The organism is Rodentibacter myodis (assembly GCF_001999305.1).
In the GTDB taxonomy this organism is placed as follows: domain Bacteria; phylum Pseudomonadota; class Gammaproteobacteria; order Enterobacterales; family Pasteurellaceae; genus Rodentibacter; species Rodentibacter myodis.
On the sequence record NZ_MLHQ01000007.1, the window covers coordinates 71660 to 94518 of the forward strand.

The 22859-nt window shown below is 41.9% G+C and carries 22 protein-coding genes; 2 read left to right on the forward strand and 20 right to left on the reverse strand.

The annotated features are described in order from the left end of the window. Positions 1-15: 15 nt before the first annotated feature. The 14 genes from BKL49_RS02055 to BKL49_RS02120 all read right to left on the reverse strand — a co-directional run bounded on the left by BKL49_RS02055 (position 16) and on the right by BKL49_RS02120 (position 16319). Positions 16-777, reverse strand: coding sequence for a cell division protein FtsQ/DivIB (locus tag BKL49_RS02055; RefSeq protein ID WP_077422975.1), 762 nt, complete (start codon positions 775-777; stop codon positions 16-18). After that, entirely contained in the window at positions 777-1697 is a 921-nt protein-coding gene (locus BKL49_RS02060) for a D-alanine--D-alanine ligase (RefSeq protein WP_077422976.1), read from the reverse strand. The genes BKL49_RS02055 and BKL49_RS02060 overlap by 1 nt, the downstream gene beginning before the upstream one ends. Before the next feature lie 30 nt (positions 1698-1727). Then, positions 1728-3155: a UDP-N-acetylmuramate--L-alanine ligase gene (gene murC, locus BKL49_RS02065; RefSeq protein ID WP_077422977.1), complete on the reverse strand. Its 1428-nt coding sequence runs from the start codon at positions 3153-3155 to the stop codon at positions 1728-1730. A 78-nt stretch (positions 3156-3233) separates the two neighbouring features. Beyond that, positions 3234-4292 carry an undecaprenyldiphospho-muramoylpentapeptide beta-N-acetylglucosaminyltransferase gene (gene murG / locus BKL49_RS02070; RefSeq protein WP_077422978.1) on the reverse strand — a complete coding sequence of 353 codons (1059 nt, stop codon included), beginning with the start codon at positions 4290-4292 and terminating at the stop codon, positions 3234-3236. 8 nt (positions 4293-4300) lie between these two features. After that, on the reverse strand, positions 4301-5485 hold the full coding sequence (gene ftsW / locus BKL49_RS02075) for a putative lipid II flippase FtsW (protein ID WP_077422979.1): 1185 nt from the start codon (positions 5483-5485) through the stop codon (positions 4301-4303). Between the two features lie 12 nt (positions 5486-5497). Continuing rightward, complete coding sequence (murD, locus tag BKL49_RS02080) at positions 5498-6802, reverse strand: UDP-N-acetylmuramoyl-L-alanine--D-glutamate ligase (protein WP_077422980.1); 1305 nt, start codon at positions 6800-6802, stop codon at positions 5498-5500. A gap of 60 nt (positions 6803-6862) precedes the next feature. Then, positions 6863-7945 carry a phospho-N-acetylmuramoyl-pentapeptide-transferase gene (gene mraY, locus BKL49_RS02085; RefSeq protein ID WP_077422981.1) on the reverse strand — a complete coding sequence of 361 codons (1083 nt, stop codon included), beginning with the start codon at positions 7943-7945 and terminating at the stop codon, positions 6863-6865. Further along, on the reverse strand, positions 7939-9312 hold the full coding sequence (gene murF / locus BKL49_RS02090) for a UDP-N-acetylmuramoyl-tripeptide--D-alanyl-D-alanine ligase (RefSeq protein ID WP_077422982.1): 1374 nt from the start codon (positions 9310-9312) through the stop codon (positions 7939-7941). The genes mraY and murF overlap by 7 nt, the downstream gene beginning before the upstream one ends. A 17-nt stretch (positions 9313-9329) precedes the next feature. Beyond that, entirely contained in the window at positions 9330-10799 is a 1470-nt protein-coding gene (gene murE / locus BKL49_RS02095) for a UDP-N-acetylmuramoyl-L-alanyl-D-glutamate--2,6-diaminopimelate ligase (RefSeq protein ID WP_077422983.1), read from the reverse strand. A gap of 10 nt (positions 10800-10809) precedes the next feature. Further along, entirely contained in the window at positions 10810-12648 is a 1839-nt protein-coding gene (locus BKL49_RS02100) for a penicillin-binding transpeptidase domain-containing protein (protein ID WP_077422984.1), read from the reverse strand. Between the two features lie 27 nt (positions 12649-12675). After that, the gene (gene ftsL, locus BKL49_RS02105) at positions 12676-12996 is read right to left on the reverse strand and encodes a cell division protein FtsL (protein ID WP_077422985.1); all 321 of its coding nucleotides are present in this window, start codon (positions 12994-12996) and stop codon (positions 12676-12678) included. Positions 12997-13003: 7 nt separating this feature from the next. Next, positions 13004-13972 (reverse strand): 16S rRNA (cytosine(1402)-N(4))-methyltransferase RsmH, encoded by a 969-nt coding sequence (gene rsmH / locus BKL49_RS02110; RefSeq protein WP_077422986.1) that lies wholly within the window; start codon positions 13970-13972, stop codon positions 13004-13006. A 93-nt stretch (positions 13973-14065) separates the two neighbouring features. Beyond that, positions 14066-14524 (reverse strand): division/cell wall cluster transcriptional repressor MraZ, encoded by a 459-nt coding sequence (mraZ, locus tag BKL49_RS02115; RefSeq protein WP_077422987.1) that lies wholly within the window; start codon positions 14522-14524, stop codon positions 14066-14068. Between the two features lie 199 nt (positions 14525-14723). Continuing rightward, entirely contained in the window at positions 14724-16319 is a 1596-nt protein-coding gene (locus tag BKL49_RS02120; protein ID WP_077422988.1) for a carbon starvation CstA family protein, read from the reverse strand. Between the two features lie 195 nt (positions 16320-16514). Here BKL49_RS02120 and BKL49_RS02125 point away from each other — a divergent pair, with 195 nt between their 5' ends. Beyond that, positions 16515-16742 carry a zinc-ribbon domain-containing protein gene (locus BKL49_RS02125; protein WP_077422989.1) on the forward strand — a complete coding sequence of 76 codons (228 nt, stop codon included), beginning with the start codon at positions 16515-16517 and terminating at the stop codon, positions 16740-16742. Between the two features lie 60 nt (positions 16743-16802). Here BKL49_RS02125 and artM read toward each other — a convergent pair whose 3' ends face one another. The 5 genes from artM to lpcA all read right to left on the reverse strand — a co-directional run bounded on the left by artM (position 16803) and on the right by lpcA (position 20336). Further along, positions 16803-17486, reverse strand: a complete 684-nt coding sequence (gene artM / locus BKL49_RS02130) for an arginine ABC transporter permease ArtM (protein ID WP_077422990.1) — start codon at positions 17484-17486, stop codon at positions 16803-16805. After that, positions 17486-18151 carry an arginine ABC transporter permease ArtQ gene (gene artQ / locus BKL49_RS02135; protein ID WP_077422991.1) on the reverse strand — a complete coding sequence of 222 codons (666 nt, stop codon included), beginning with the start codon at positions 18149-18151 and terminating at the stop codon, positions 17486-17488. Before artQ ends, artM begins: the two co-directional genes overlap by 1 nt. Positions 18152-18154: 3 nt before the next feature. Beyond that, the gene (locus tag BKL49_RS02140; RefSeq protein ID WP_077422992.1) at positions 18155-18874 is read right to left on the reverse strand and encodes a lysine/arginine/ornithine ABC transporter substrate-binding protein; all 720 of its coding nucleotides are present in this window, start codon (positions 18872-18874) and stop codon (positions 18155-18157) included. A 16-nt stretch (positions 18875-18890) separates the two neighbouring features. Then, complete coding sequence (gene artP, locus BKL49_RS02145) at positions 18891-19622, reverse strand: arginine ABC transporter ATP-binding protein ArtP (RefSeq protein WP_077422993.1); 732 nt, start codon at positions 19620-19622, stop codon at positions 18891-18893. Positions 19623-19751: 129 nt separating this feature from the next. After that, positions 19752-20336: a D-sedoheptulose 7-phosphate isomerase gene (gene lpcA, locus BKL49_RS02150; protein ID WP_077422994.1), complete on the reverse strand. Its 585-nt coding sequence runs from the start codon at positions 20334-20336 to the stop codon at positions 19752-19754. Positions 20337-20538: 202 nt separating this feature from the next. On the opposite strand from lpcA, the gene BKL49_RS02155 reads away from it, so the two are divergent. Next, complete coding sequence (locus tag BKL49_RS02155) at positions 20539-21351, forward strand: DNA ligase (protein WP_077422995.1); 813 nt, start codon at positions 20539-20541, stop codon at positions 21349-21351. Between the two features lie 43 nt (positions 21352-21394). Here the strand turns inward: BKL49_RS02155 and miaB are convergent, their stop codons facing one another. Beyond that, a complete protein-coding gene (gene miaB, locus BKL49_RS02160; protein ID WP_077422996.1) occupies positions 21395-22819 on the reverse strand; it encodes a tRNA (N6-isopentenyl adenosine(37)-C2)-methylthiotransferase MiaB in 1425 nt (474 codons plus the stop codon). Positions 22820-22859 lie beyond the last annotated feature (40 nt).

Below are 22859 nucleotides of genomic sequence, written 5' to 3' on the forward strand. Positions count from 1 at the left end.
TTTTACACCCAAATGTTATTCATCTACCATTCCGACTGCCGCACCTGCCGCATATCGTAAATCTACATAATCAATGCGTTTGCCTTCCGGTATTTCAATTTGCGGATAAATTGTCACAAAACGTTCCAGTTTTGATTTCCATTCCCCACGTCCAAGTTTCAGTACTATATCATTATCAAGGGTGACTTGCCACGCGCCACGCTCATCAATTGTTATCCCTTTCACATTTAAATTTTTCGCTTTGAAATCCGCATAAATTTGGTTCCAAGCCTCAAGCACTTTTAGACTTTGATAATCCGGCCCGCCCAAATAAGGTAATGTTTTATTTTTCAAGCGTTCCATCGGCAGTTGAAAAACCGTTCCTTCTTTTGTCACAAACTCCGTTTTATTCCAAATTGCCACCGGCATATATTCCGTTAACCAAATACTTAGACGGTTTGGCCAAATCTTCCGCACCACCGCACCTTTCACCCAAGGTAAGGTTTCAAGCTGTTCTTGAATGGTTTTAACATCCTGTCCCCAAAACCCTTTTAGGGTCATATTTGACAGAATCTCCTTCACATCTGCATAATCGGTAAATTCCGTTTTACCCACTAATGCATAAGCAGTTATCGGTTTTGTATCCAAACTTTCCAGCCAATTTTGCCAATTTGAATAAACAAAATATCCTAATCCAACGCACAATAGCGCAACCAATAGGCGAACCTGTAAAAAATATTTAGACTTCGCTTCACCATATCGGACACTTTGCGTATTTTTGCGCTTCAGTACATTCATTATGCACTTAACTCCAAAATTTTAACCACGAGTTGTTCAAACGAAATCCCAACGGTCGCCGCCGATTTAGGGAATAAACTATGGCTTGTCATACCGGGATTTGTATTCACTTCCACTAAACGGAAATCGCCTTTTGCATCGCACATCACATCAATACGACTCCAACCTCGGCAGCCTACCGCATCATAAGCACGTTTGACTAAGGTTGCCAATTCCTGCTCACGCGCCGGCGTTAATCCTGCCGGACAAAAATACTGAGTATTATCGGAGATATATTTAGCCTCGTAATCGTAAAATTCCCCTTCCGGCACAATGCGAATAGCCGGTAATACTTGGCTATCCAACACCGGCACGGTTAATTCATCACCGGCAAGCCATTCTTCAATCAAAATTGTATTATCAAATTTAAGTGCCGTTTCGACCGCACTTTTTAATTCTTCCACCGCTTTCACTTTCGTTAAACCAACACTTGATCCCTCAAGAGAAGGCTTCACCATTAACGGCAAACCTAACTTCGCCACAACGGCTTGCGGATCTAACTGAGCCAAGGTTTCGCGGGTTACGACTTCCATTTCGGCAACCGGTAAGCCAAAGGCTTTCCACAGCATTTTCGTACGCATTTTATCCATAGTTAAAGCCGATGCCATTACTCCGCAACCGGTATAAGGCAATCCGATTTGCTCTAATAAGCCCTGCATTGTGCCATCTTCACCGCCACGACCGTGTAAAATATTGAATACACGATGAAAGCCATCTTTTTTCAAATTTGCGACATTATATTCTTTCGGATCAATCGGGTGTGCTTCATAGCCTTGACTTACCAATGCTTCCAACACCGCTTTACCGGAATTTAAAGAAACCTCACGTTCCGCAGAAGTACCCCCCAACAATACGGCAATTTTTTCTTGTTTTAAATTCATTTTCTATCCTATTTTTTCTTCTTTTATTAATTAATTTTTCCAAGATTCCGCCAAGCCACGGGAAATTTTACTCACGCTGCCTGCCCCTTGCGCAAGAATCAAATCACCGTCTTGAATAATTTGATCCAATACATCGCCTAGTTGTGCTGTATCCGACACTAAAATCGGATCAACTTTGCCCAAATTACGAATCGAACGACAAAGTGCCTTACTATCCGCCCCCACAATCGGCGTTTCGCCTGCGGCATAAACATCCAGCATTATCAATGCATCCACTTGTGAAAGCACCTGTACAAAATCATCGAATAAATCCCGAGTGCGGGAATAACGATGTGGCTGGAAGATCATCACAATGCGTTTATCCCCCCAACCTTCTCGAGCCGCTTTAATCGTAACCCCAACTTCTGTCGGGTGATGACCATAATCATCCACTAAACGCACTTTTCCATTTGGACGAATAAATTCACCAAGCTGATCAAAACGCCGTCCCGCACCTTGGAAATCGGCAAGTGCGGCTAAAATTGCGTCATTCGCAATGCCTTCTTCTTTTGCCACCGCAAGGGCTGCTGTAGCATTTAATGCATTATGCTTACCCGGTACATTTAACAAAACATTGATTCGCTCGCCATTCGGGCAAATCACCGTGTAATGTCCTTGGAAACCCGTTTGCTCGTAATCTTCAATACGATAATCGGCATTTTCACTAAAACCATAGGTTATCACTTGACGCCCTACTTGAGGCACAAGTTCCATTAACACAGGATCATCGGCGCACATCACCGCCAAACCATAAAACGGCAAATTATGCAGAAACTTCACATAAGTGGCTTTCATTTTCTCGAAGTCGCCTTCATAAGTATCCATATGATCCGGCTCCATATTGGTAACCACAGAAACCATCGGCTGTAAATGAAGGAAAGAAGCATCGCTTTCATCGGCTTCCGCAATAAGATAACGACTTGCCCCCAAATGGGCATTTTTGCCCGCTGATTTTACCAAGCCGCCATTTACAAAAGTGGGATCTAACTTCGCTTGGGTATAAATCATTGAAATCATCGCCGTTGTAGTAGTTTTGCCGTGCGTCCCGGCCACCGCAATACCGTGGCGAAAACGCATAATTTCCGCCAACATTTGCGCCCGTTGAATCACCGGAATACGTTTTTGTTTTGCCGCCATCAGCTCGGGATTATTTTCGTGAATGGCACTGGACACCACCACCACGCTCGCCCCCTCCACATTTTCTTCTGCGTGACCGATAAAAATTTTTGCCCCCGCCTGTGCAAGGCGTTGCGTAACCACGCCATCGGCAATATCCGAACCTGAGATTTTATAGCCTTCGTTTAAAAGAATTTCGGCAATACCACTCATTCCCGCACCGCCAATTCCGATAAAATGAATTTGTTGCACACGGCGCATTTCAGGGATAATTTTTCTAATTTCTTCGTGAGAATGTTTCATCTTTTTTCCTTTTGTCTTTTGGAAAAATCTTGCCGCCGAAGTAAAAAAGTGCGGTCAAAAAATCCAAAGAATTTTATCTTATTTTGCGTTTTCAATAATGACTTCTGCGACACGTTGCGCAGCAAGAGGGGCAGACATTGCTTTTGCCTTTACCGCCATTTGCAATAATTCATCGCGGGTAAAATGTTGTAGATAATTCACCAAAATTTCCGCGGTTAAATCCGCCTGCTCGACAATTTTTGCCGCACCAACATCCGCCAAATATTTTGCATTAAGGTATTGTTGGCGATCTTTGTGTTGGAAAGGAATAAAAATCGCCGGCACGCCCACAGCGGCAAGCTCACACACTGTCAACGCACCGGAGCGACAAATCACAATATCTGCCCACGCGTAGGCTTGTGCCATATCATCAATAAATTCGGTAATTTTTACTTGTGGGGCATTTTCACCGTAAAGTGCGGTCACATTTTCAACCGAACCTTTTCCCACTTGGTGACGAACTTCTAACTTATCGGCTAATTGTGCGACCACTTGAGGGAGGGTTTGGTTCAACACTCTCGCCCCTTGGCTACCGCCCACCACCAACACCCGTAATTTTTCCCCACGGTTTGCAAAACGGGCTTCAGGTGTCGGCATTTGAAATAAAGCCTGACGAACCGGATTGCCCACCACTTCCGCATTAGGAAAGGCATTGGGGAAAGCTTGAAGCACACGGGTTGCTATTTTTGCCAACCATTTATTGGTTAGTCCTGCAATCGCATTTTGTTCGTGCAAAATAATCGGCACACCACAAAGTTTTGCCGCCACACCACCCGGCCCGGAAACATAACCGCCCATCCCCAACACGGCATTCGGTTTTTCTTCCTGAATAATTTTTTTGGCTTGTAACACCGCTCGGAAAATTGCAAAAGGTGCGGTTAATAACGCCTTAACACCTTTTCCACGTAAGCCCGAAATTTGAATAAAATGAATTGGAATACCGTGTTTTGGTACCAGTTGTGCTTCCATTCTGTCTTTCGTACCAAGCCAACAAATTTGCCAACCCTGTTTTTGTAAAGTTTGAGCAACGGCAATGGCAGGAAAAACGTGTCCGCCCGTTCCCCCTGCCATTACTAATAATTTTTTCTGTTTATTCATTTTTATTCCTAATCATCACGCAAGCGTGCCTGTCCACCACGTTGTAAACGATTTTCGTGGTCAATACGCAATAAAATACCAATGGTTGCCGACATAATAATGATACTCGACCCCCCATAGCTGACAAGTGGGAAGGTTAAACCTTTCGTTGGCAACATCCCAAGTGCCATTCCTAAATTAACGAACCCTTGGAAGAAAATCCAAAAGCTGATCCCCAAGGCAAAAAATCCACGAAAACGTTGTTCTAATTGTAAGGATTCACGCCCAATTTTTAAGGCTCGGAAAATTAATAAGCCCAGTAATACAATCACCACAAGAATACCGATAAAACCAAATTCTTCGCCAATGATCGCCATAATAAAGTCCGTATGGGCTTCCGGTAAATAATCTAATTTTTGGATGGAATTGCCCAATCCTTCACCGGTAATTTCTCCACGCCCGAAAGCCATTAATGAATTGGTGAGCTGAAACCCCGTGCCGTAAGGATCTTTAAACGGTTCTAAAAAACCGGTAAAACGTTTTAAACGGTAAGATGCCGAAAGCACCAACCATACAAATAGCAATGCGCCTGTACCAATTAATCCGATAAATTGCCAAAAGTTAGCCCCCACAATAAAAAGCATTCCGAAAGTGATCACAAACAATACAACGGTACTCCCCAAGTCCGGCTGGGCTAATAAAAATACCCCCATTGTTCCCATTACAATAAAAGGTTTAAAAGCACTGAGTTTATTTGACCGCACTTCATCATAACGGCGGGTAAAATAGCTTGCGAGAAAACAGGTAAGTGCCAGTTTGGCAAATTCTGCCGGTTGGAAATTAAGTACACCAAGTGAAATCCAACGCTGTGCCCCATTCACGGAAGAACCAATAATTAATACCACATATAACAAAACGATGGCTAAAAAGAAGATATTTGCGTGCCATTTTTCCCATTGCTGAGTGGAAATCTGCATAGAAAAATAGCAGGTTAGCAATGAGAAAAACACATAAATTGCATCACGTTTAGCAAAATAGAACGCATCGTTAAATAAGCGGGAACTATAAGGAATGGAAGCCGAAGTAACGGCGATTAAGCCAATCAGCAATAAGATCACAAAAAGCCAGAATAACGCCCGATCGTACAATAAGCCTTGCGGGGTAATTCTGGTCCAAGAATCAATATGTTGTTTAATTTTCCGAATAAATTCCATTGTTTTCTATGACTAACTTCGTTTTGCCAAGCGGGTAAATTCCTCCCCGCGTTTTTCAAAAGAGGCGAATTGATCAAGGCTTGCACAAGCCGGCGACAATAATACCATATCGCCTGCTTTAAGTGTTGGACGTAAAAACGCTACCGCTTGTTCCATCGTTTCAAATAAATGGCTTTGCGAGGAAAGTGCGGCAAGTTGTGCACCATCACGCCCAAAACAATAACAAATGATATGCGGTTGATTAATCAGTGCCGCCAATTCTGAAAAATCCGCGCCTTTGCCGTCTCCGCCAAGTAATAAATGCAATTTGCCTGCCACATATAATCCGCCAAGGGCTGCTACCGTACTCCCCACATTGGTTGCTTTAGAATCATTAATCCAACGCACGCCATCGGCTTGATAAGCCAATTGAAAACGATGATCCAAACCTTTGAATTGACGAAGTGCGGTACGAATTGCCGTTAAATTGATACCAACCGCTTGCGCTAACGCGGTTGCGGCAAGGATATTCATATAATTATGACGACCAACCAAGGTAACCTCATCGCAAGGCAAAATCACGTCCTCTTTCGCCATTAAATATTGCTTGTCATTTTCTGTTTTGAGCCAATAGTCCGCATTATCTTCAGCAAAAGAAACGGTTTGTTTTGCTTGGTTTTTACCTTCGCCGAAAGTTAATTGATCTTCATTGTTCACCACTGCCGTTTCCGCATTATGATAAATACGCAATTTTGCTTGGCGATAATCCGCTAAATCCACGTAGCGATCCATATGATCTTCCGTCACATTAAGAACGGTCGCTGCGGCTGCTTTTAAACTATAAGTGGTTTCAAGTTGGAAACTGGAAAGCTCCAACACATACAAATCACAATCTTCTTTTAATAAAGATAATGCCGGAATACCAATATTTCCGCCCATTCCCACTTTAATGCCTGCTGCTTTTGCCATTTCATACACAAGCGTTGTTACCGTGCTTTTACCGTTAGAACCGGTAATACCAATGATAGGCTTGGTGGCGGCACGGCAAAATAATTCAATGTCCCCAATCACTTCCACACCGGCTGAAAGTGCGGTCTGAATTTCCGGTGTTTTTACCGCCAATCCCGGGCTAATGACAATGATGTCACTTTCAAGCAACCATTGTTGATTTAGGCTACCTGTATGAAGTGGGATATTTTTTGCTAATTTATCTGCACCGGCGGGATGAGTTCGGGTATCGATAACACGCAAATTTGCCCCTTGGGATTGAAGGTAATCGACACAAGATAACCCTGTTTTACCAAGCCCGATAATGGTGATGGTTTTGTTTTGATACATATTATTTTTCTGATGTTAAATGATTGAATTTTTTATCGTGGGTTTGTCGCCCACCACATTTTAGCGTAATTTAAGCGTCACCAATCCCATCAACACTAACATTAATGAAATGATCCAAAAACGGATAATCACTCTTGGTTCAGGCCAGCCTTTCAATTCAAAATGATGATGAATGGGTGCCATACGGAAAATACGTTGTTTACGCAGTTTGTAAGATCCCACCTGTAAAATCACCGATAAGGCTTCCACCACAAACACGCCGCCCATAATGACAAGTAAAAATTCTTGGCGAACTAAAATAGCAACCACACCCAAAGCACCGCCTAACGCCAATGAACCCACATCGCCCATAAAGACTTGCGCCGGATAAGTGTTGAACCACAAGAAGCCCAAGCCTGCGCCAACAATCGCCGTACAAAACACCACCACTTCGGAACTATATTTGATATAAGGGATATGCAAATATTCGGCAAAATTCACGTTTCCTGTCGCCCAAGCAATAAGCCCAAATGCACCGGCAACCAAGGCGGTTGGCATAATCGCCAAGCCATCCAAACCGTCTGTCAAATTGACCGCATTCCCTGTTCCTACAATCACAAAATAGGAAAGAACAATATAGAACAAGCCCAACTGTGGCATTACATCTTTAAAGAACGGCACGACCAAGCGGGTGGCATCCGTATCCTGACCAAGCCAGTACAACCAAATGATGGCAACAAGCGCGACAACGGACATCCAAAAATATTTCCAACGGGCAATCAAGCCATCCGTATTTTTGCGGGTGATTTTGCGGTAATCATCCACAAAACCAATCACCCCATAACCAAACAAAACAAATAAACAAAGCCAAATATAAGGATTCGCCAAATTTGCCCATAACAATGTGCTGACCCCAATGGCGAAAAGAATCATCACGCCGCCCATTGTTGGCGTGCCTTTTTTGGCAAAATGACTTTCCGGCCCATCATTACGCACTTCCTGACCAAATTTCAAAATTTGTAAACGTTTAATCACCTTAGGCCCAATCCAAAGGGAAATTAAAAGTGCGGTCAATAACGCCAAAATTGCACGAACGGTAATATAAGAAATCGCATTGAACGCCGTTTCATAACGAACAAGAAATTCAGCAAGCCAAACTAACATTTTATTTTATCCTTTAATGAATAAATCACATCTTCCATTTTCATCGAACGAGAGCCTTTCCCTAACACCACAACCGATTTATTTTGTTGTAATTGGGTTTCAATCACGGGGATCAAAAAATCAACCATTTCAGCTTTATCGGTAAAATGTTTTCCCAAAACAGCACCGGAAATGACCGCACTTTCCTCACCAAAAGAGCAAACCAAATCCAAATTGGTGGCTTTGGCGTGCTGCCCGACCTGACGATGAATATCCAAAGAATTTTCGCCCAATTCTTTCATATCGCCTACACAAAGAATGCGATAGGCAGGATAACTTTTCAGCACATCAATCGCCGCGTTGAGGGAATCCATATTGGCGTTGTATGTATCATCCAACAATAATAAATTGCCGCCGATTTGAATTGGGAACAATCGCCCTTTTACTTGAGAACGTTGTTCCAGCCCGGCTTTTACCGCTGCCAACCCCGCCCCGACATTCATCGCAAGTGCGGTTGCTGCCAAGGCATTTTTTACATTATGTTCACCCAAATACGGCAAATTAATTTCAATTTCGCCTTGCGGTGAGACAAGGACAAAATGCACACCCAGCGGGCTGTGTTGGATATTCTTCGCAAAATAATCTTTGCCATTAAAATATTGAATAGAGTGATCGCCAATTTCTCTCTGCCAAACATCAAGATGATTATGCTCGGCATTAATAATTGCCACACCCTTTTTCGTTAAACCACGATAAATCTCGCCTTTTGCCCGCACAACGCCTTCTAAAGAGCCAAATCCTTCAAGATGAGCCGGCGCAATATTATTAATCAGGGCAACATCCGGTTTGGCTAATTTGGTCGTGTAGTCAATTTCCCCTAAATGATTAGCCCCAAGTTCAATCACGGCAAAACGATGTTTTTCCGTTAAACACAACAGGGTGAGCGGTACACCAATATCATTATTGAAATTGCCATTGGTAAATAACACTGCCTCGGCATTGCCTGCGGTTTTCTGCAAAATAGCGGCAGTCATTTCTTTCACCGTTGTTTTGCCGGAAGAACCAGTCATCGCCACGGTGAGAGGATTGATTTTTTCACGCAGCCATTTTGCAAGTTGCCCTAAGGCAAGACGGGTATCCGCCACCACTAATTGTGGAATGGAGATACTCGGGTTGAATTGCTGAACCACCAAGGCTACCGCCCCTTGTGCGATAGCTTGGTGAAGATATTGATGGGCATCAAATGTTTCACCTTTTAAGGCAAAAAACAAATGATGTGGAACGGATTGACGTGTGTCAGTGTTGATATTTTCAACAACAACCTGCTCATCCCCGATTAATTCTGCATTGAGAATGTGAGCAAGCTGTTGTGTGGTTAAGTTAATCATTAGTAAAGCTAATTAAATTATTGGTTTAGATAAAATTCTGCCGTTTCTTGATCGGAAAAATGTAAGGTTTCATCACCAATAATTTGGTAGTCTTCGTGGCCTTTTCCAGCAATTAAAATCACCTCGTTTTCCTTCGCACTTTGAATGGCAAATTCAATGGCTTGATCACGATCCGGAATTAACCCCACTTTCTCCATATTGGTAAAACCTGCGACAATATCCGCTTCAATTTTATCCGGATCTTCTGTGCGAGGATTATCCTTCGTCACCACAATCATATCTGCAAATTGTTCTGCGACTTTCGCCATTAACGGACGTTTTCCCGCATCACGATCACCACCGCAACCAAAAATACACCATAATTTACCATCACAATGCTCACGTGCGGCAATGAGCGCTTTTTCCAACGCATCCGGTGTGTGTGCATAATCGACAATAACCGCTGGTTTTCCGCTTACTTTGATAGTTTCCATTCTTCCTCTAACTCCTTTTAGTTGTGAAACAGTTTTTGTTAAATCATCCAATGAATAACCTAACGCCAGTAGTGTTGCTGTTGCCAGCAGTAGATTGCTTACATTAAATGCACCGATTAACGGACTATTCAACGTACCGGTTCCCCAACTTGAAGTAAAATGAATGATTGTACCTTGATGAGTAAAATGAACTGACGTTGCCTTTATCCATTTTTCGGAATTCGATTGAAAATCCGAATTACAACTTACTGCAATTCCATTCGGCAACGCTTCCAACCATTTCGACCCTATTGGATCATCTGCATTTAAAATTTGCAAATCGGAATTTATCTCAAAGAAAAAACGTTTTTTCGCTTGAGCATATTCTTCCATTGTGCCGTGATAATCAAGATGATCACGGCTTAAATTCGTAAAAATTGCGACATTAAAATCTAAGGCCTCAACACGGTGCTGCACCAAACCGTGAGAGGAAACCTCAATTGCAGCAAAATCAGCCCCGGCACTGACAAAAGCAGCAAGCGAAGATTGAATTTCAATGGGTGAACCTGTGGTATTTTTGGCTTCCACCACTTCTCCCCACAAACCGTTTCCAATCGTCCCCATCACTGCCGATTTATGCCCTAAATATTGCGCCCATTGGGCGAGCAACTGGGCAACCGTGGTTTTTCCGTTTGTGCCGGTGACACCAACCAGTGTCAATTTTTTAGAAGGTGAATCATAAAACTTGTCGGCAATTTCGGACAGATCCGCCGACAAATTATAATAATGAATCACCGGTTTTTGTTGTTGATATTCCACCATTAAATGGCAATCAATCAAATCTGTTTCCGCCACCACCGCACTCGCACCGGATAAAATGGCTTGCTCAATAAATTTTGTTGCATCAACTTGATGTCCTTTCACGGCAACGAAAAGATCGCCCGTTTTTACTTTTCGGCTATCAAGCACCAATTCATTTATTTCAAGTGCTACCGGAAGGGAAGGTAAATTAAAAAGTGCGGTCAATTTTTTCATTATTTTTTCCTTAATTCACCTGTTCAATTTTATTACGTTCAGATTTATTCGGTGTAAGACGAACGGTACGTTTTGCGGTTTTATCCGTTGCTTCGGCATCAGGTGCAATACCATTTGCCCGTAACGCATACCCCATAATGCTGGAAAATACCGGTGCAGACACCGCACCACCATAATATTGTCCTGCTTTCGGATCATTAATTAAAATCACCAAAGCATAACGGGGATCACTGATTGGCGCAACCCCGGCGGTAAAGGCGACATATTTATTCACATAACGTCCATTTTCAATTTTACGTGCCGTACCGGTTTTTACCCCCACACGATAGCCTTCTACCATCGCCCGTTTATTTTTAATGGCGACTTTTTCTAACATATTGACGATTTCTTTCGTTGTTTTTTCCGAAAAGACACGCTGACCAATCACCGGCGGATCAACTTTGGTAATGGAAAGTGGGCGATAAATACCAAAGCTGCCTAACGTGGCATAAGCCCGTGCCATTTGTAATGGTGTGGCGGTAATCCCATATCCATAAGAAACCGTTGCACGATCAATATCCGCCCAACGTTTACGATTAGCGTTTAAAAGCCCTGCCTGTTCACCAATTAAGCCAAGATCCGTTGGTTTGCCTAAGCCTGCCGCTTGGTATGTATCCATTAATGCGCTTGGCGGCATACGCAATGCAAGGCGACTCACACCACGGTTACTGGAGTTAATTAAAATCTCGTCTAAGGTTTGTTGCGCGCGAGGGGCAACGTCCACAATTTCTTTACCGCTTACGGTGAAAGAACCTGTATTGATAATTTCGTTACGCTTCGCTGCACCACGTTGAAGTGCGGTCAAAACCACGAAAGGTTTTACCGTAGAACCCGGTTCAAACACATCGGTAATCGCACGGTTACGCATTAATTCCGCTTTAACTCCGGCACGATTATTTGGGTTATAAGAAGGGGCATTCGCCATTGCCAGCACTTCACCGGTGCGAATATCTACAAGCACGGCAGTGCCTGATTCAGCTTTATTTTCTGTTACCGCTTTTTTAATTTCACGGTACACCATTGATTGTAATTTTTCATCAATACTCAAGGTAACATCTTGCGCATCATATTTTTTCTGATCGGCAATATGTTCAACCACATTACCACGTTTATCTTTGCGGACTAAACGCGCGCCATCTTTACCGACAAGCATTGTGTTAAAACTTTTTTCAATGCCTTCGATACCGTTTCCGTCAATATCCGTATAACCAATTAAATGAGCGGTTTCTTCCACGCGAGGATAAAAGCGGCGAGGCTCATTTTCTAAACTGATACCCTTAATTTTGAGTTCTTTCACATATTGTGCTTTTCCTGCCTCAACCTGACGGGCTAAATACAAGAAACCGGATTTTGGATTTTTTTCAATTTTTTTAACTAATTCGTTGTAGCTCAAGCCTAATACATCCGCAAGGGCTTTGATACGCTCTTTATCATTCAACGAACCTTCTTTAAGGATACGTTTAGGTTCTGCCACAACGGCACTCATCGGCACACTCACCGATAATAATTGTCCATTACGATCCAAAATTGAACCACGCACAGAAAGAATTTCATCTTTACGTAAGGATCGCTTATCCGCCTCATCCGACAACACATCCGATTGAACGGATTGCACATAAGCTGCCCGCGCCACTAATGCACCCAGACAGGAAAAAATCAATGTCGCGGCAATCATATAACGCCCACGCAAAAAACATTTTTCAAACACCATTTTTGGCTTATTCGGTTTCACCGCGGCTGCCGGTGTTGAAAGTTTTCTGATCGTCTTTTTCGCTTTATTTGATTTTTTTGACGAATTGAACCTAACCATCTGCTTTATCCCAACGTACTTCTCGGTTTACTCCAAAATAACGACTTCTTGGTCGCCTTCCACTCTTTTCATTTTTAATGTACCAATGGCGATAGACTCTACTCTTGTGCTATCACCTTCGGTCGCTTCTTGCAATTGCAAATTCCGATATTCATCTTCCAATGCTTGGTGTTGTAATACCAACTGACCATTTTCGGAAACCAATCCCCGTGTTTGATGGGTTACCCAAATTGTTGCCATTGCAGACGCTAAAATCAGTAGCAGTAACAATGCCACTAATTTATTGGATGAAAATAAATCTTCCACTAAAAGATTTTGCAAAGGATAACGTTCACTATTTTCTAACATTTTTCCCCTACCCTATTTTTTCTGCCACGCGCAACACCGCACTTCTTGAGCGTGGATTTGCCTGAATTTCCGCCTCTGACGGTTGAACCGCCTTGCCAATTGTTTTTAATTTTTGATTTCGTTGAATTTGGTCTTCCCGCAACGGTAAACCTTTCGGAAGCGGCTCGCCTTTACTTTGTTTTTTCATAAAATGTTTTACCATTCTATCTTCTAAAGAATGGAAACTAATGATAGATAAACGCCCTTGTGGTGCTAACATTTCCAAAGCCGAATTTAACACGCTTTCTAATTCATCCAATTCCGAATTAATAAAAATACGAATCGCCTGAAAACTACGGGTTGCCGGATGTTTATGTTGATCCTTAAAAGGCACGGCTTGAGAAATAAGTTCGGCTAATTGTGCCGTGCGGGATAAAAATTCTCCGCCATTTTTGACCGCACTTTTGTTGTATTCCACAATCGCTGTTGCAATACGTTTGGCAAAACGTTCTTCTCCAAAGGTTTTCAGCACCCACGTTAAATCTTCCACCGAAACCTGTTTTAACCATTCTGCCGCAGATAAACCTTGAGTGGTATCCATACGCATATCAAGAGGCCCGTCTTTCATAAAACTAAAGCCTCGTTCCGCTTCATCCAACTGAGGAGATGACACACCGAGATCCAATAAAATACCATCGATTTTGCCAACCAAACCTAATTTTTCACAAATTTCAGGCAGGTGAGAAAAGCTATGATGTTCAATTTGAAAGCGGGGATCTTGAATAGTTTGCGCTTCGGCAATCGCACGAGGATCACGGTCAATGGCAATAAGACGACCGTTTTGAGATAACTTAGAAAGGATTAAGCGGGAATGGCCACCACGCCCAAATGTACCGTCAATATAAATTCCATTTTCTTTCAATGCCAAGCCATCCACTGCTTCGTGAAGTAAAACAGTGATGTGCTGCGGTGAAGAAAAAGAATTTTGCATTGTCATAATGTTTATAAAAAATAAATTAAGAAAAAAGATAAGGCGGTGATGACACCGCTTATCCCGCTAGTGCTGCTGTTCTTTTTCTAATTTTTTTAATTAGAATGACAGCATATTTAAATTCGTATCCATTGCAAATCCGGCCGTTGCCGCCACGGCAATGTCTTCATCAATTTGAGCGTTCCATTCGGTATCGCTCCAAATTTCAAATTTGTTTAACTGCCCTACCAACATTAAGCCTTTCTCCAGTTTTGCGTGTTGGCGTAACGGCGCACTTAATAAAATACGCCCTTGTGCATCCATTTCACATTCTGTGGCATACCCAAGCATTACACGCTGTAAACGGCGTTGATTCGGGTCAAAGTTAGAAAGTGCAAGAAGTTTTTGTTCAATTTTTTCCCATTCATCTAAAGGATAAAGCAACAAACAAGGCTGGCGAATATCAACGGTACAAACCATCTGCCCCTGATTTTTTTCAATGATTTCAGCACGATAGCGGGTGGGGATCGCAACCCGTCCCTTCGCATCTAAATTTACCGCTGCTGCACCACGAAACATTTTTTAACTTTAAACCTTTATTAAAATGAAAATTTTGGTAAAAATCGCCACAAAAAACCACTTTTCACCACTTAGTGGCTAAGTTTATCGGTTGTAAGACAAAGTTGCAAGCTATTCCAATGTAAAGTGCGGTAAATTTTAGGAAAGAAAAAACCGTTTAAGTTTTCACTCAAACGGTTTTAGGATTTATAGAAAAAAATTATGAATTTGCGGTATTCACATAGGCTTCTTCATCCCGTTCACCCAATGGTTTTAATAAAGTGAAGAACAGTACGATACACACAATCGTTGTTGCAAAACCTAAATAGACCGATAATTGATAATCTAAGTTGAAACCAATTTTGTTGTAATACAAATAGGTTGCACAAACGGTTGTGATAAACCACGCCGGGATTGATGCCACCCAGTGGAATTTACGATAACGATATAAATACGCTGCCGCAGTCCATAACATCACCATTGCGGTCATTTGATTCGCCCAAGTGAAATAACGCCATAAGATACTAAAGTCAATGGTTGAAACAAAATACCCCAACACAAATAACGGCACCGCAATTAATAAACGTTTTGGCAGGGAACGTTGATCAATATTGAAAATTTCCGCTAATTGCAAACGTGCCGCACGGAATGCCGTATCGCCTGATGTAATCGGCAGAACAACCACGCCTAACACAGCAAAAATACCGCCAATGAAGCCTAAAAAATGTAATGAACTGTCATATACTACTTTAGATGGCGAACCGGCGGAAATTGCATCTTGCAATGCTTGAGGATTTTCATAGAAAGCAAGACCAACCATACACCATACCAATGCAATCACCCCTTCCGTAATCATTGCACCATAGAAAATAAAACGACCTTCGCTTTCATTTTCCGCACAGCGTGCCATTAATGGCGTTTGGGTTGCGTGGAAACCGGATAATGCCCCACAAGAAATGGTTAAGAATAGCAACGGCCAAATTGGCACATCACCTTTTACTTGGAAGTTTTGGGTAAATTTAGCCCAAGTTAATCCCTCGCCGTCTGTATTCACCGTACGGAAAAATTCGATAGGATCAGCCACCTGTAAATGGGAAGACACCAAACCATACACCATACCAACAGACATAAAGAGCAATAACGCACCAAAGAGTGGATAAATTCGACCGATAATTTTATCAATAGGTAATAATGTGGCGAGAATGTAATAGGCGAAGATAATCAACGTCCATACGGCAACCACCGTTGCTTTATCCATTCCCCACACTTTAATACCACCGGCTTCTACCGCGTGATGAACCGCTTCCGCATCCCCAAGTTGTAACGCACCTTGAGAAGCCCCTAAAACATCCATCGTGATAGTCCCCATTAATTGGGCTGGACTTGCTACAAATACTACGCCAACTAACAATAGCAATACCAAAGCAAGCAGGTTAATGAATACTTTAACCGGACGTCCTAAGAATTTCCCAGCCAAATAAGGCATTGTTGCTCCACCGTGACGAATACTTAACATTCCACAGAAATAATCGTGTACCGCGCCGGCAAAAATACAACCGAGAACAATCCAAAGCATCGCCACCGGCCCATACAACGCCCCAAGAATAGGGCCAAAAATCGGGCCCGTACCCGCAATATTTAATAACTGAATCAACCAAATTTTGGTTTTGGACATTGGCATATAATCCACGCCATCATTGATTTGATAAGCCGGCGTTTGACGCTTAGGATTAATGACAAAGATTTTTTCGATAATTTTTCCGTAAATAAAATAACCGAGAATCAACACGGCTACACAAAAGAAAAACCACAACATAAATGTACCTCAGGAAATAATTAATTGTGTCGTTAAAAAAACGCTCTCAACAAGCGGCGCTATTTTATGCCAACTTCCCACAAAGGAAAAAGTGAATTTATGTGATTTTCACCATTTTGTGATGAACATCACATTTCCTAATTCATTTATTTTGAATACAATAAAAAATACCAAACACCGACCAACGAGGACAAAATGGCACTTCTTCGTTGCCCTGAATGTGGCAAAAAAATAAGCAATCACGCGGAATATTGCCCAAGCTGCGGTTTTTCTTTTAAGCAGGAAAATATAGAAAGATATAGACAAAAACTGGAAGAAAGACGTTTACGAAATGAAGAAATCAATCGAAAAAGCACAAAACTTCATCTTATTTGGTTTGTAATTTTTGCGTTATTTATCATTATCGCAAGTTTGATAACCTAGGTAATAAAAAATGGGTCGCCTCGGCAACCCATTAAATTTACTTAAAATTCTGACCGCACTTTATGTGTTATTCGTCTCTAATCGTTCAAAAGCAAGCACTTTATTTTCAAGTTTACGCAATAATAAAGTGGCAATTCCCGTAATCACTAAATAAATACCGCCGGCGATGCCGTAAATGGTCAAGGCATCATATTCCGTGCCGTAAAGCTGGCGGGCATAGCCCATAATATCCATAATCGTAATGGTTGATGCCAATGCTGTGCCTTTAAAAACTAAAATAATTTCATTGCTGTAAGAAGGCAATGCACGTTTTAACGCATAAGGAATCAGAATTTTTAAGGTTTGCAAACGACTTAAACCGAGTGCCGCACAACCTTCCCACTGACCTTTCGGAATGGCTTTTACCGCACCGTGGAATAATTGTGTGGAATATGCCGCACTGTTTAAAGCTAAGGCAAGTGCCGCACAAAACCACGCATTCGACAAAATATGCCAAAACGGGCTATTCACCACCCACTCAAACTGCCCCGGGCCGGCATAAATCAAGAAAAATTGCACGAGTAACGGTGTACCGGTGAATAAAGTAAGGTATAAATTGACCGCTCTTTTTACCCATACATTTTCCATTGAAAGTAAAAAGGTTAAAAATAACGCCAGAAAGAAAGCAATTAATAACGAAACCACCGTGAGCAATAAACTGGTTGGAATTCCCTGTGCAATCACGGTGAAATATTCTTGAAACATTATTTCACTCCTCTTTCAAAGCGGGTAAAACGTAACTCTAAACGGCGAATACCGGCTTGGCTGACTAAAGTAACAATTAAATAAATTAATGCGGCAATGCCATACCAAGTGAAGGGTTGATGCGTGTTGGTATTAATCAGTTGTGCCTGACGCATTAAATCATCTACTCCAATAAGGGAAATGAGTGCCGTATCTTTTAATAAAACCAGCCATTGATTACTCAACCCCGGTAAAGCGTGCCGCCAAACCTGCGGCATAATAATGTGGGTGAAGGTATAACCTTTGCTTAACCCTAAAGCCGCACCGGATTCCCACTGCCCTTTTGGAATGGCTTGGATCGCGCCACGTAATGTTTGCGAAGCATAAGCCGCAAAAATAAGCGACAACGCAAAAACACCGCAGCCAAACGCGCCAAATTCAATGTATTCACCGGTAAGCATTTCCACCAGTTCCGTAGAACCAAAATACACCAGCAGTACCACCAAAATTTCAGGCAATCCACGCAATAACGCGACAAACACCGCCATTGGCTTACCCACAAAACGATTTGCCTCCAACAAAGCAAATAACACGCTAAAGAGTAAGCCGACTACCAGAGAACAAACCGCCAGCCCCAACGTTACAAGGGCTGCGGTAAACATTAAAGAAAGAAAATCGGCAAACATAAATTATTTTGTCATCCATTTATCATAGATTTTTTGGTATTCACCACTTGCTTTGATCGCTGCCAAGCCTTTATTAAAGCTTGCCGCCAAATCTTTGGAAGATTTATTCATCGCAATACCTAAACCGTTACCAAAATATTTCTTATTGGTTACTTTTTCGCCTACAAATTGAATTTCAGGCTCTTTGTTAATCATATCCGCAAGCACGGCGGTATCACCGAAAATGATGTCAATACGCCCATTTTTTAAATCCAAAATAGCATCTTGCAGGCTGGCATAGGGTTTTGGTGAATATTGTTTGGTTTCATTCACGGTATATTGTTGGAAAGTCGTCCCGTTTTGCACACCGATATTTTTCGCCGTTTCTAAGGTCGCTTTACCTTTTAACGCCACATAACTTGCGGTGCTGTCATAATACGCATCGGAGAACAATACTTGTTTTGCACGTGCTTCGGTAATATCCATTGCCGAGATTGCCGCATCAAAACGTTTTGCTTTTAAACTTGCGATTAAAGAATCAAAAGACTCACCTTTAAATTTACAGGTCGCTTGAATTTCTTTACAAATGGCATTCGCCACATCCACATCAAAGCCGATAATCTCGCCTTTCTCATTGGTAAATTCAAAAGGTGGATAGCTTGGTTCCATTGCAAAAGTAATATCTTGTGCGGTCGCTACCGCGGCTGAACCTAATAATACTGCGCTTAAAAGTAATTTTTTCATAATATGTCCTTAATTTCTAGTGAGAAAGATATTGTTTAAATTGTTCGGTTTTCGGGTGTTCAAAACAATCTGCCGATCCCATTTCGATAATCTTGCCTTGTTCCATATAGACCACTTTTGTTGCCACTTTTTGTGCCACATTCACCTCGTGGGTAACAATCACCTGCGTGATGCCGGTTTCTTGTAATTCTTTAATAATATCAACAACTTGAGCGGTAATTTCCGGATCTAATGCCGCCGTTGGCTCATCAAATAATAAAACCTGTGGTTTCATCATTAATGCCCGTGCAATCGCCACACGCTGTTGCTGACCGCCGGATAAATGCAAAGGAAAACGATCCGCGTATTCTTCTAAACGTAAGCGTTTTAATAATTCCATTGCTTCTTTTTTTGCTGTTGTTTCATTGATTGACAACACTTTCATCGGGGCTTCAATCAAATTTTCAATCACCGTTAAATGCGGCCAAAGATTATATTGTTGGAACACCATTCCCACATCTTGGCGTAACTGACGAACCGCCTTCGCATTCGCTGTTGCTTTTGATAAATCAAATTCATTATTGGCAATGTTTAATTCGCCGGAAGTCGGCACTTCCAATAAATTTAACGTGCGAATTAACGTACTTTTACCGGCACCACTCGGGCCAAGTAATACGACGGTATCGCCTTCTTCGGCTTCTAAATTAATATCAAATAATGCCTGAACCGAACCATAGAAAAAATTCAAATTTTTAACTCGTATCGCCATTTTTATTCTCTGCTTCTTATAAAGTGAAGAAATATTACGTTTTTATGCATATTTATGCAAGCGGTAAAAATAAAAAATCCCAAAAAATTTTGGGATTTTTGAAAAAAGATCGTCAAAAACAACCGCACTTTAGGCGTTTTTCGCCATTTCAAACTCAATTAACATCATTAAAATATGGATCACTTTAATGTGAATTTCTTGAATACGATCCGCATAACGGAAATGTGGTACGCGAATTTCAACATCTGCCAAACCTACCATTTTTCCACCGTCTTTACCGGTCATCGCAATCACTTTCATTCCTTTTGCTTTTGCCGCTTCAATAGCATTCAGCACATTTTTAGAATTACCTGACGTGGATAAACCAAATAGCACATCGCCTTTTTGTCCCACCGCTTCGACATAACGGGAGAATACATAATCGTAGCCAAAATCGTTACTCACACAGCTGAGATGGCTCACATCGGAAATGGCGATCGCCGGATAACCGGGGCGGTTTTCACGATAACGTCCGGTTAATTCTTCCGCAAAATGCATTGCATCACAATGTGATCCGCCGTTACCGCAAGAAAGAACTTTACCGCCTTGTTTGAAACTGTCCGAAATTAATAATGCCGCCTGTTGAATTAATTTAATGTTATTTTCATCAGAAATGAATTTATTTAATACATCTTGTGCTTCAACAAGTTCCGCTTTAATTTGATCTAAGTACATTTTTGCTCCTTTTAGCAATGGAAAATTCGCACGGCATTGTATAGCAGATACCCTTTTTTCGCTAGGTTGATAAAACAAATTCCGCTCTTTTTCGCCCTAAACCGCTCTTTTTTGTGATTCTGTCCGCAAAGCGGTTTGAAAATACTTCAAAAATTGACCGCACTTTTTTAGTCTTTCTTTGGTTTTTACTCAAGGAAACACAATGAAACAACTACTCGCCATTTTGATTTTATTTATCAGCCTAAAACCTTATGCCAATGTAGATGTAATGCTTCTGCAAAATTATGACAATCAATCTGTTGAAGGTTGGGTGATGTCGGAAAAACTGGACGGCGTTCGAGGATACTGGGATGGTAAACAACTTTTAACCCGTCAAAATCAACGGCTTTCACCGCCGGCTTATTTTGTGAAAGACTTTCCCCCTTTTGCCATAGACGGCGAACTTTTTAGTGAACGGAACCATTTTGAAGAAATCGCTTCTATTACAAAATCTTTCAAAGGCGAACGATGGGAAAAACTCAAACTTTATGTTTTTGACGTACCTGATGCCAAGGGAAATTTATTTGAACGGTTAGCCGTATTGAAAACTTATTTGGCTGAACATCCCACGCCCTATATTCAAATTATCGAACAAATTCCCGTGCGGGATAAAGCCCACTTATATGAATTTTTAAGTGAAGTAGAAAGTAAATTAGGTGAAGGTGTTGTGGTAAGAAATCCCAATGCCCCCTATGAGAGAAAACGCAGTTCACAAATACTCAAACTAAAAACGGCTCACGATGAAGAATGCACTGTCATTGCACACCACAAAGGCAGAGGGCAATTTGAAAATGTAATGGGATCGCTCACCTGTAAAAATGATCGCGGGGAATTTAAAATCGGTTCGGGATTTAATTTTAAGGAACGTGAAAATCCGCCGCCCATAGGATCAACGATTACTTATAAATACCGTGGATTAACCCATTCCGGTAAACCACGCTTTGCCACCTATTGGCGGGAGAAAAAATCACCGTAATTCTAAAAAGAAAGGCAGGTTAATCAACCTGCCTGACTTATCATTATCCGTGGTAACGTCCCACGCCTAATTCATCTTCTTTTCTTGTACGATTTATCACTTCTTGTGGAGACTGGGCAATGCGTAACCCCATTTCCTCCTCTGTACGCACCACCTCGCCACGCAAGGAATTGGTGTACACATCCGTGATTTTTACATCCACAAACTTACCGATCATTTCCGGTGAACCTCGGAAATTCACAATACGATTGGTTTCCGTTCTTCCCGTTAATTCCATAATGTCTTTTTTAGACGGGCCTTCCACCAACACACGTTGTTCCGTTCCTAACATACGGCGGCTAAATTGTGCCGCTTGTTGATTAATGCGTTCTTGCAACACATATAAACGTTGTTTTTTCTCCTCTTCCGTAACATCATCCGGCATATCGGCAGCCGGTGTGCCGGGACGGGCGGAATACACAAAGCTAAAACTCATATCGAAATTCACTTGTGCAATTAAATTCATTGTTTGCTCAAAATCTTCTGCCGTTTCCCCCGGAAAGCCGACAATAAAGTCTGAACTAATTTGAATATCAGGACGCACGGCACGCAATTTACGAATAATCGATTTATATTCCAACGCAGTATGGCCGCGTTTCATCATCGTTAAAATACGGTCAGAACCGGCTTGCACCGGTAAATGCAAGAAACTCACCAATTCCGGTGTATCACGATAAACATCAATGATGTCATCGGTAAATTCAATCGGGTGACTGGTGGTGAAACGTAAACGATCAATGCCGTCAATGGAAGCCACCAAACGCAGTAATTCGGCAAAGCTACAAATTTGTCCATCGTGGGTTGGGCCACGATACGCATTCACATTTTGTCCCAATAAATTCACTTCACGCACGCCTTGTTCGGCAAGCTGTGCAATCTCAAATAACACATCATCTACCGGACGGCTTACTTCTTCGCCTCTGGTGTAAGGTACAACACAGAAGGTACAATACTTGTTACAACCTTCCATAATGGAAACAAATGCGGTCGGCCCTTCTGCACGTGGCTCCGGCAAACGGTCAAATTTTTCAATTTCCGGAAAACTCACATCCACCACAGAACTTTTACCGCCACGGATTTGATTAATCATTTCCGGTAAACGGTGCAAGGTTTGCGGCCCAAAAATAATATCGACATAGGGCGCGCGCTGACGAATATGCTCACCTTCCTGAGAAGCAACACAGCCCCCCACGCCAATCACTAAGTTTGGATTGGTTTTCTTTAATTCTTTCCAACGCCCTAATTGATGAAATACTTTTTCCTGTGCTTTTTCACGAATGGAACAGGTATTCAACAATAACACATCTGCTTCTTCAGGGATTTCTGTCAATTCAAGCCCGTGGGTACTTAATAATAAATCCGCCATTTTTGATGAATCGTACTCGTTCATCTGGCAGCCCCAGGTTTTAATATGTAATTTTTGCGTCATCTTTTACTTTCTACAATCGTCAATTTATCCAATAAAAACG

What these genes read in the sequence shown, in the direction of transcription:
- BKL49_RS02055 (WP_077422975.1), bottom strand. Translation starts at nt 777, where the DNA reads ATGAATGTACTGAAGCGCAAAAATACGCAAAGTGTCCGATATGGTGAA.
- BKL49_RS02060 (WP_077422976.1), bottom strand. Translation starts at nt 1,697, where the DNA reads ATGAATTTAAAACAAGAAAAAATTGCCGTATTGTTGGGGGGTACTTCT.
- murC (WP_077422977.1), bottom strand. Translation starts at nt 3,155, where the DNA reads ATGAAACATTCTCACGAAGAAATTAGAAAAATTATCCCTGAAATGCGC.
- murG (WP_077422978.1), bottom strand. Translation starts at nt 4,292, where the DNA reads ATGAATAAACAGAAAAAATTATTAGTAATGGCAGGGGGAACGGGCGGA.
- ftsW (WP_077422979.1), bottom strand. Translation starts at nt 5,485, where the DNA reads ATGGAATTTATTCGGAAAATTAAACAACATATTGATTCTTGGACCAGA.
- murD (WP_077422980.1), bottom strand. Translation starts at nt 6,802, where the DNA reads ATGTATCAAAACAAAACCATCACCATTATCGGGCTTGGTAAAACAGGG.
- mraY (WP_077422981.1), bottom strand. Translation starts at nt 7,945, where the DNA reads ATGTTAGTTTGGCTTGCTGAATTTCTTGTTCGTTATGAAACGGCGTTC.
- murF (WP_077422982.1), bottom strand. Translation starts at nt 9,312, where the DNA reads ATGATTAACTTAACCACACAACAGCTTGCTCACATTCTCAATGCAGAA.
- murE (WP_077422983.1), bottom strand. Translation starts at nt 10,799, where the DNA reads ATGAAAAAATTGACCGCACTTTTTAATTTACCTTCCCTTCCGGTAGCA.
- BKL49_RS02100 (WP_077422984.1), bottom strand. Translation starts at nt 12,648, where the DNA reads ATGGTTAGGTTCAATTCGTCAAAAAAATCAAATAAAGCGAAAAAGACG.
- ftsL (WP_077422985.1), bottom strand. Translation starts at nt 12,996, where the DNA reads ATGTTAGAAAATAGTGAACGTTATCCTTTGCAAAATCTTTTAGTGGAA.
- rsmH (WP_077422986.1), bottom strand. Translation starts at nt 13,972, where the DNA reads ATGACAATGCAAAATTCTTTTTCTTCACCGCAGCACATCACTGTTTTA.
- mraZ (WP_077422987.1), bottom strand. Translation starts at nt 14,524, where the DNA reads ATGTTTCGTGGTGCAGCAGCGGTAAATTTAGATGCGAAGGGACGGGTT.
- BKL49_RS02120 (WP_077422988.1), bottom strand. Translation starts at nt 16,319, where the DNA reads ATGTTGTGGTTTTTCTTTTGTGTAGCCGTGTTGATTCTCGGTTATTTT.
- BKL49_RS02125 (WP_077422989.1), top strand. Translation starts at nt 16,515, where the DNA reads ATGGCACTTCTTCGTTGCCCTGAATGTGGCAAAAAAATAAGCAATCAC.
- artM (WP_077422990.1), bottom strand. Translation starts at nt 17,486, where the DNA reads ATGTTTCAAGAATATTTCACCGTGATTGCACAGGGAATTCCAACCAGT.
- artQ (WP_077422991.1), bottom strand. Translation starts at nt 18,151, where the DNA reads ATGTTTGCCGATTTTCTTTCTTTAATGTTTACCGCAGCCCTTGTAACG.
- BKL49_RS02140 (WP_077422992.1), bottom strand. Translation starts at nt 18,874, where the DNA reads ATGAAAAAATTACTTTTAAGCGCAGTATTATTAGGTTCAGCCGCGGTA.
- artP (WP_077422993.1), bottom strand. Translation starts at nt 19,622, where the DNA reads ATGGCGATACGAGTTAAAAATTTGAATTTTTTCTATGGTTCGGTTCAG.
- lpcA (WP_077422994.1), bottom strand. Translation starts at nt 20,336, where the DNA reads ATGTACTTAGATCAAATTAAAGCGGAACTTGTTGAAGCACAAGATGTA.
- BKL49_RS02155 (WP_077422995.1), top strand. Translation starts at nt 20,539, where the DNA reads ATGAAACAACTACTCGCCATTTTGATTTTATTTATCAGCCTAAAACCT.
- miaB (WP_077422996.1), bottom strand. Translation starts at nt 22,819, where the DNA reads ATGACGCAAAAATTACATATTAAAACCTGGGGCTGCCAGATGAACGAG.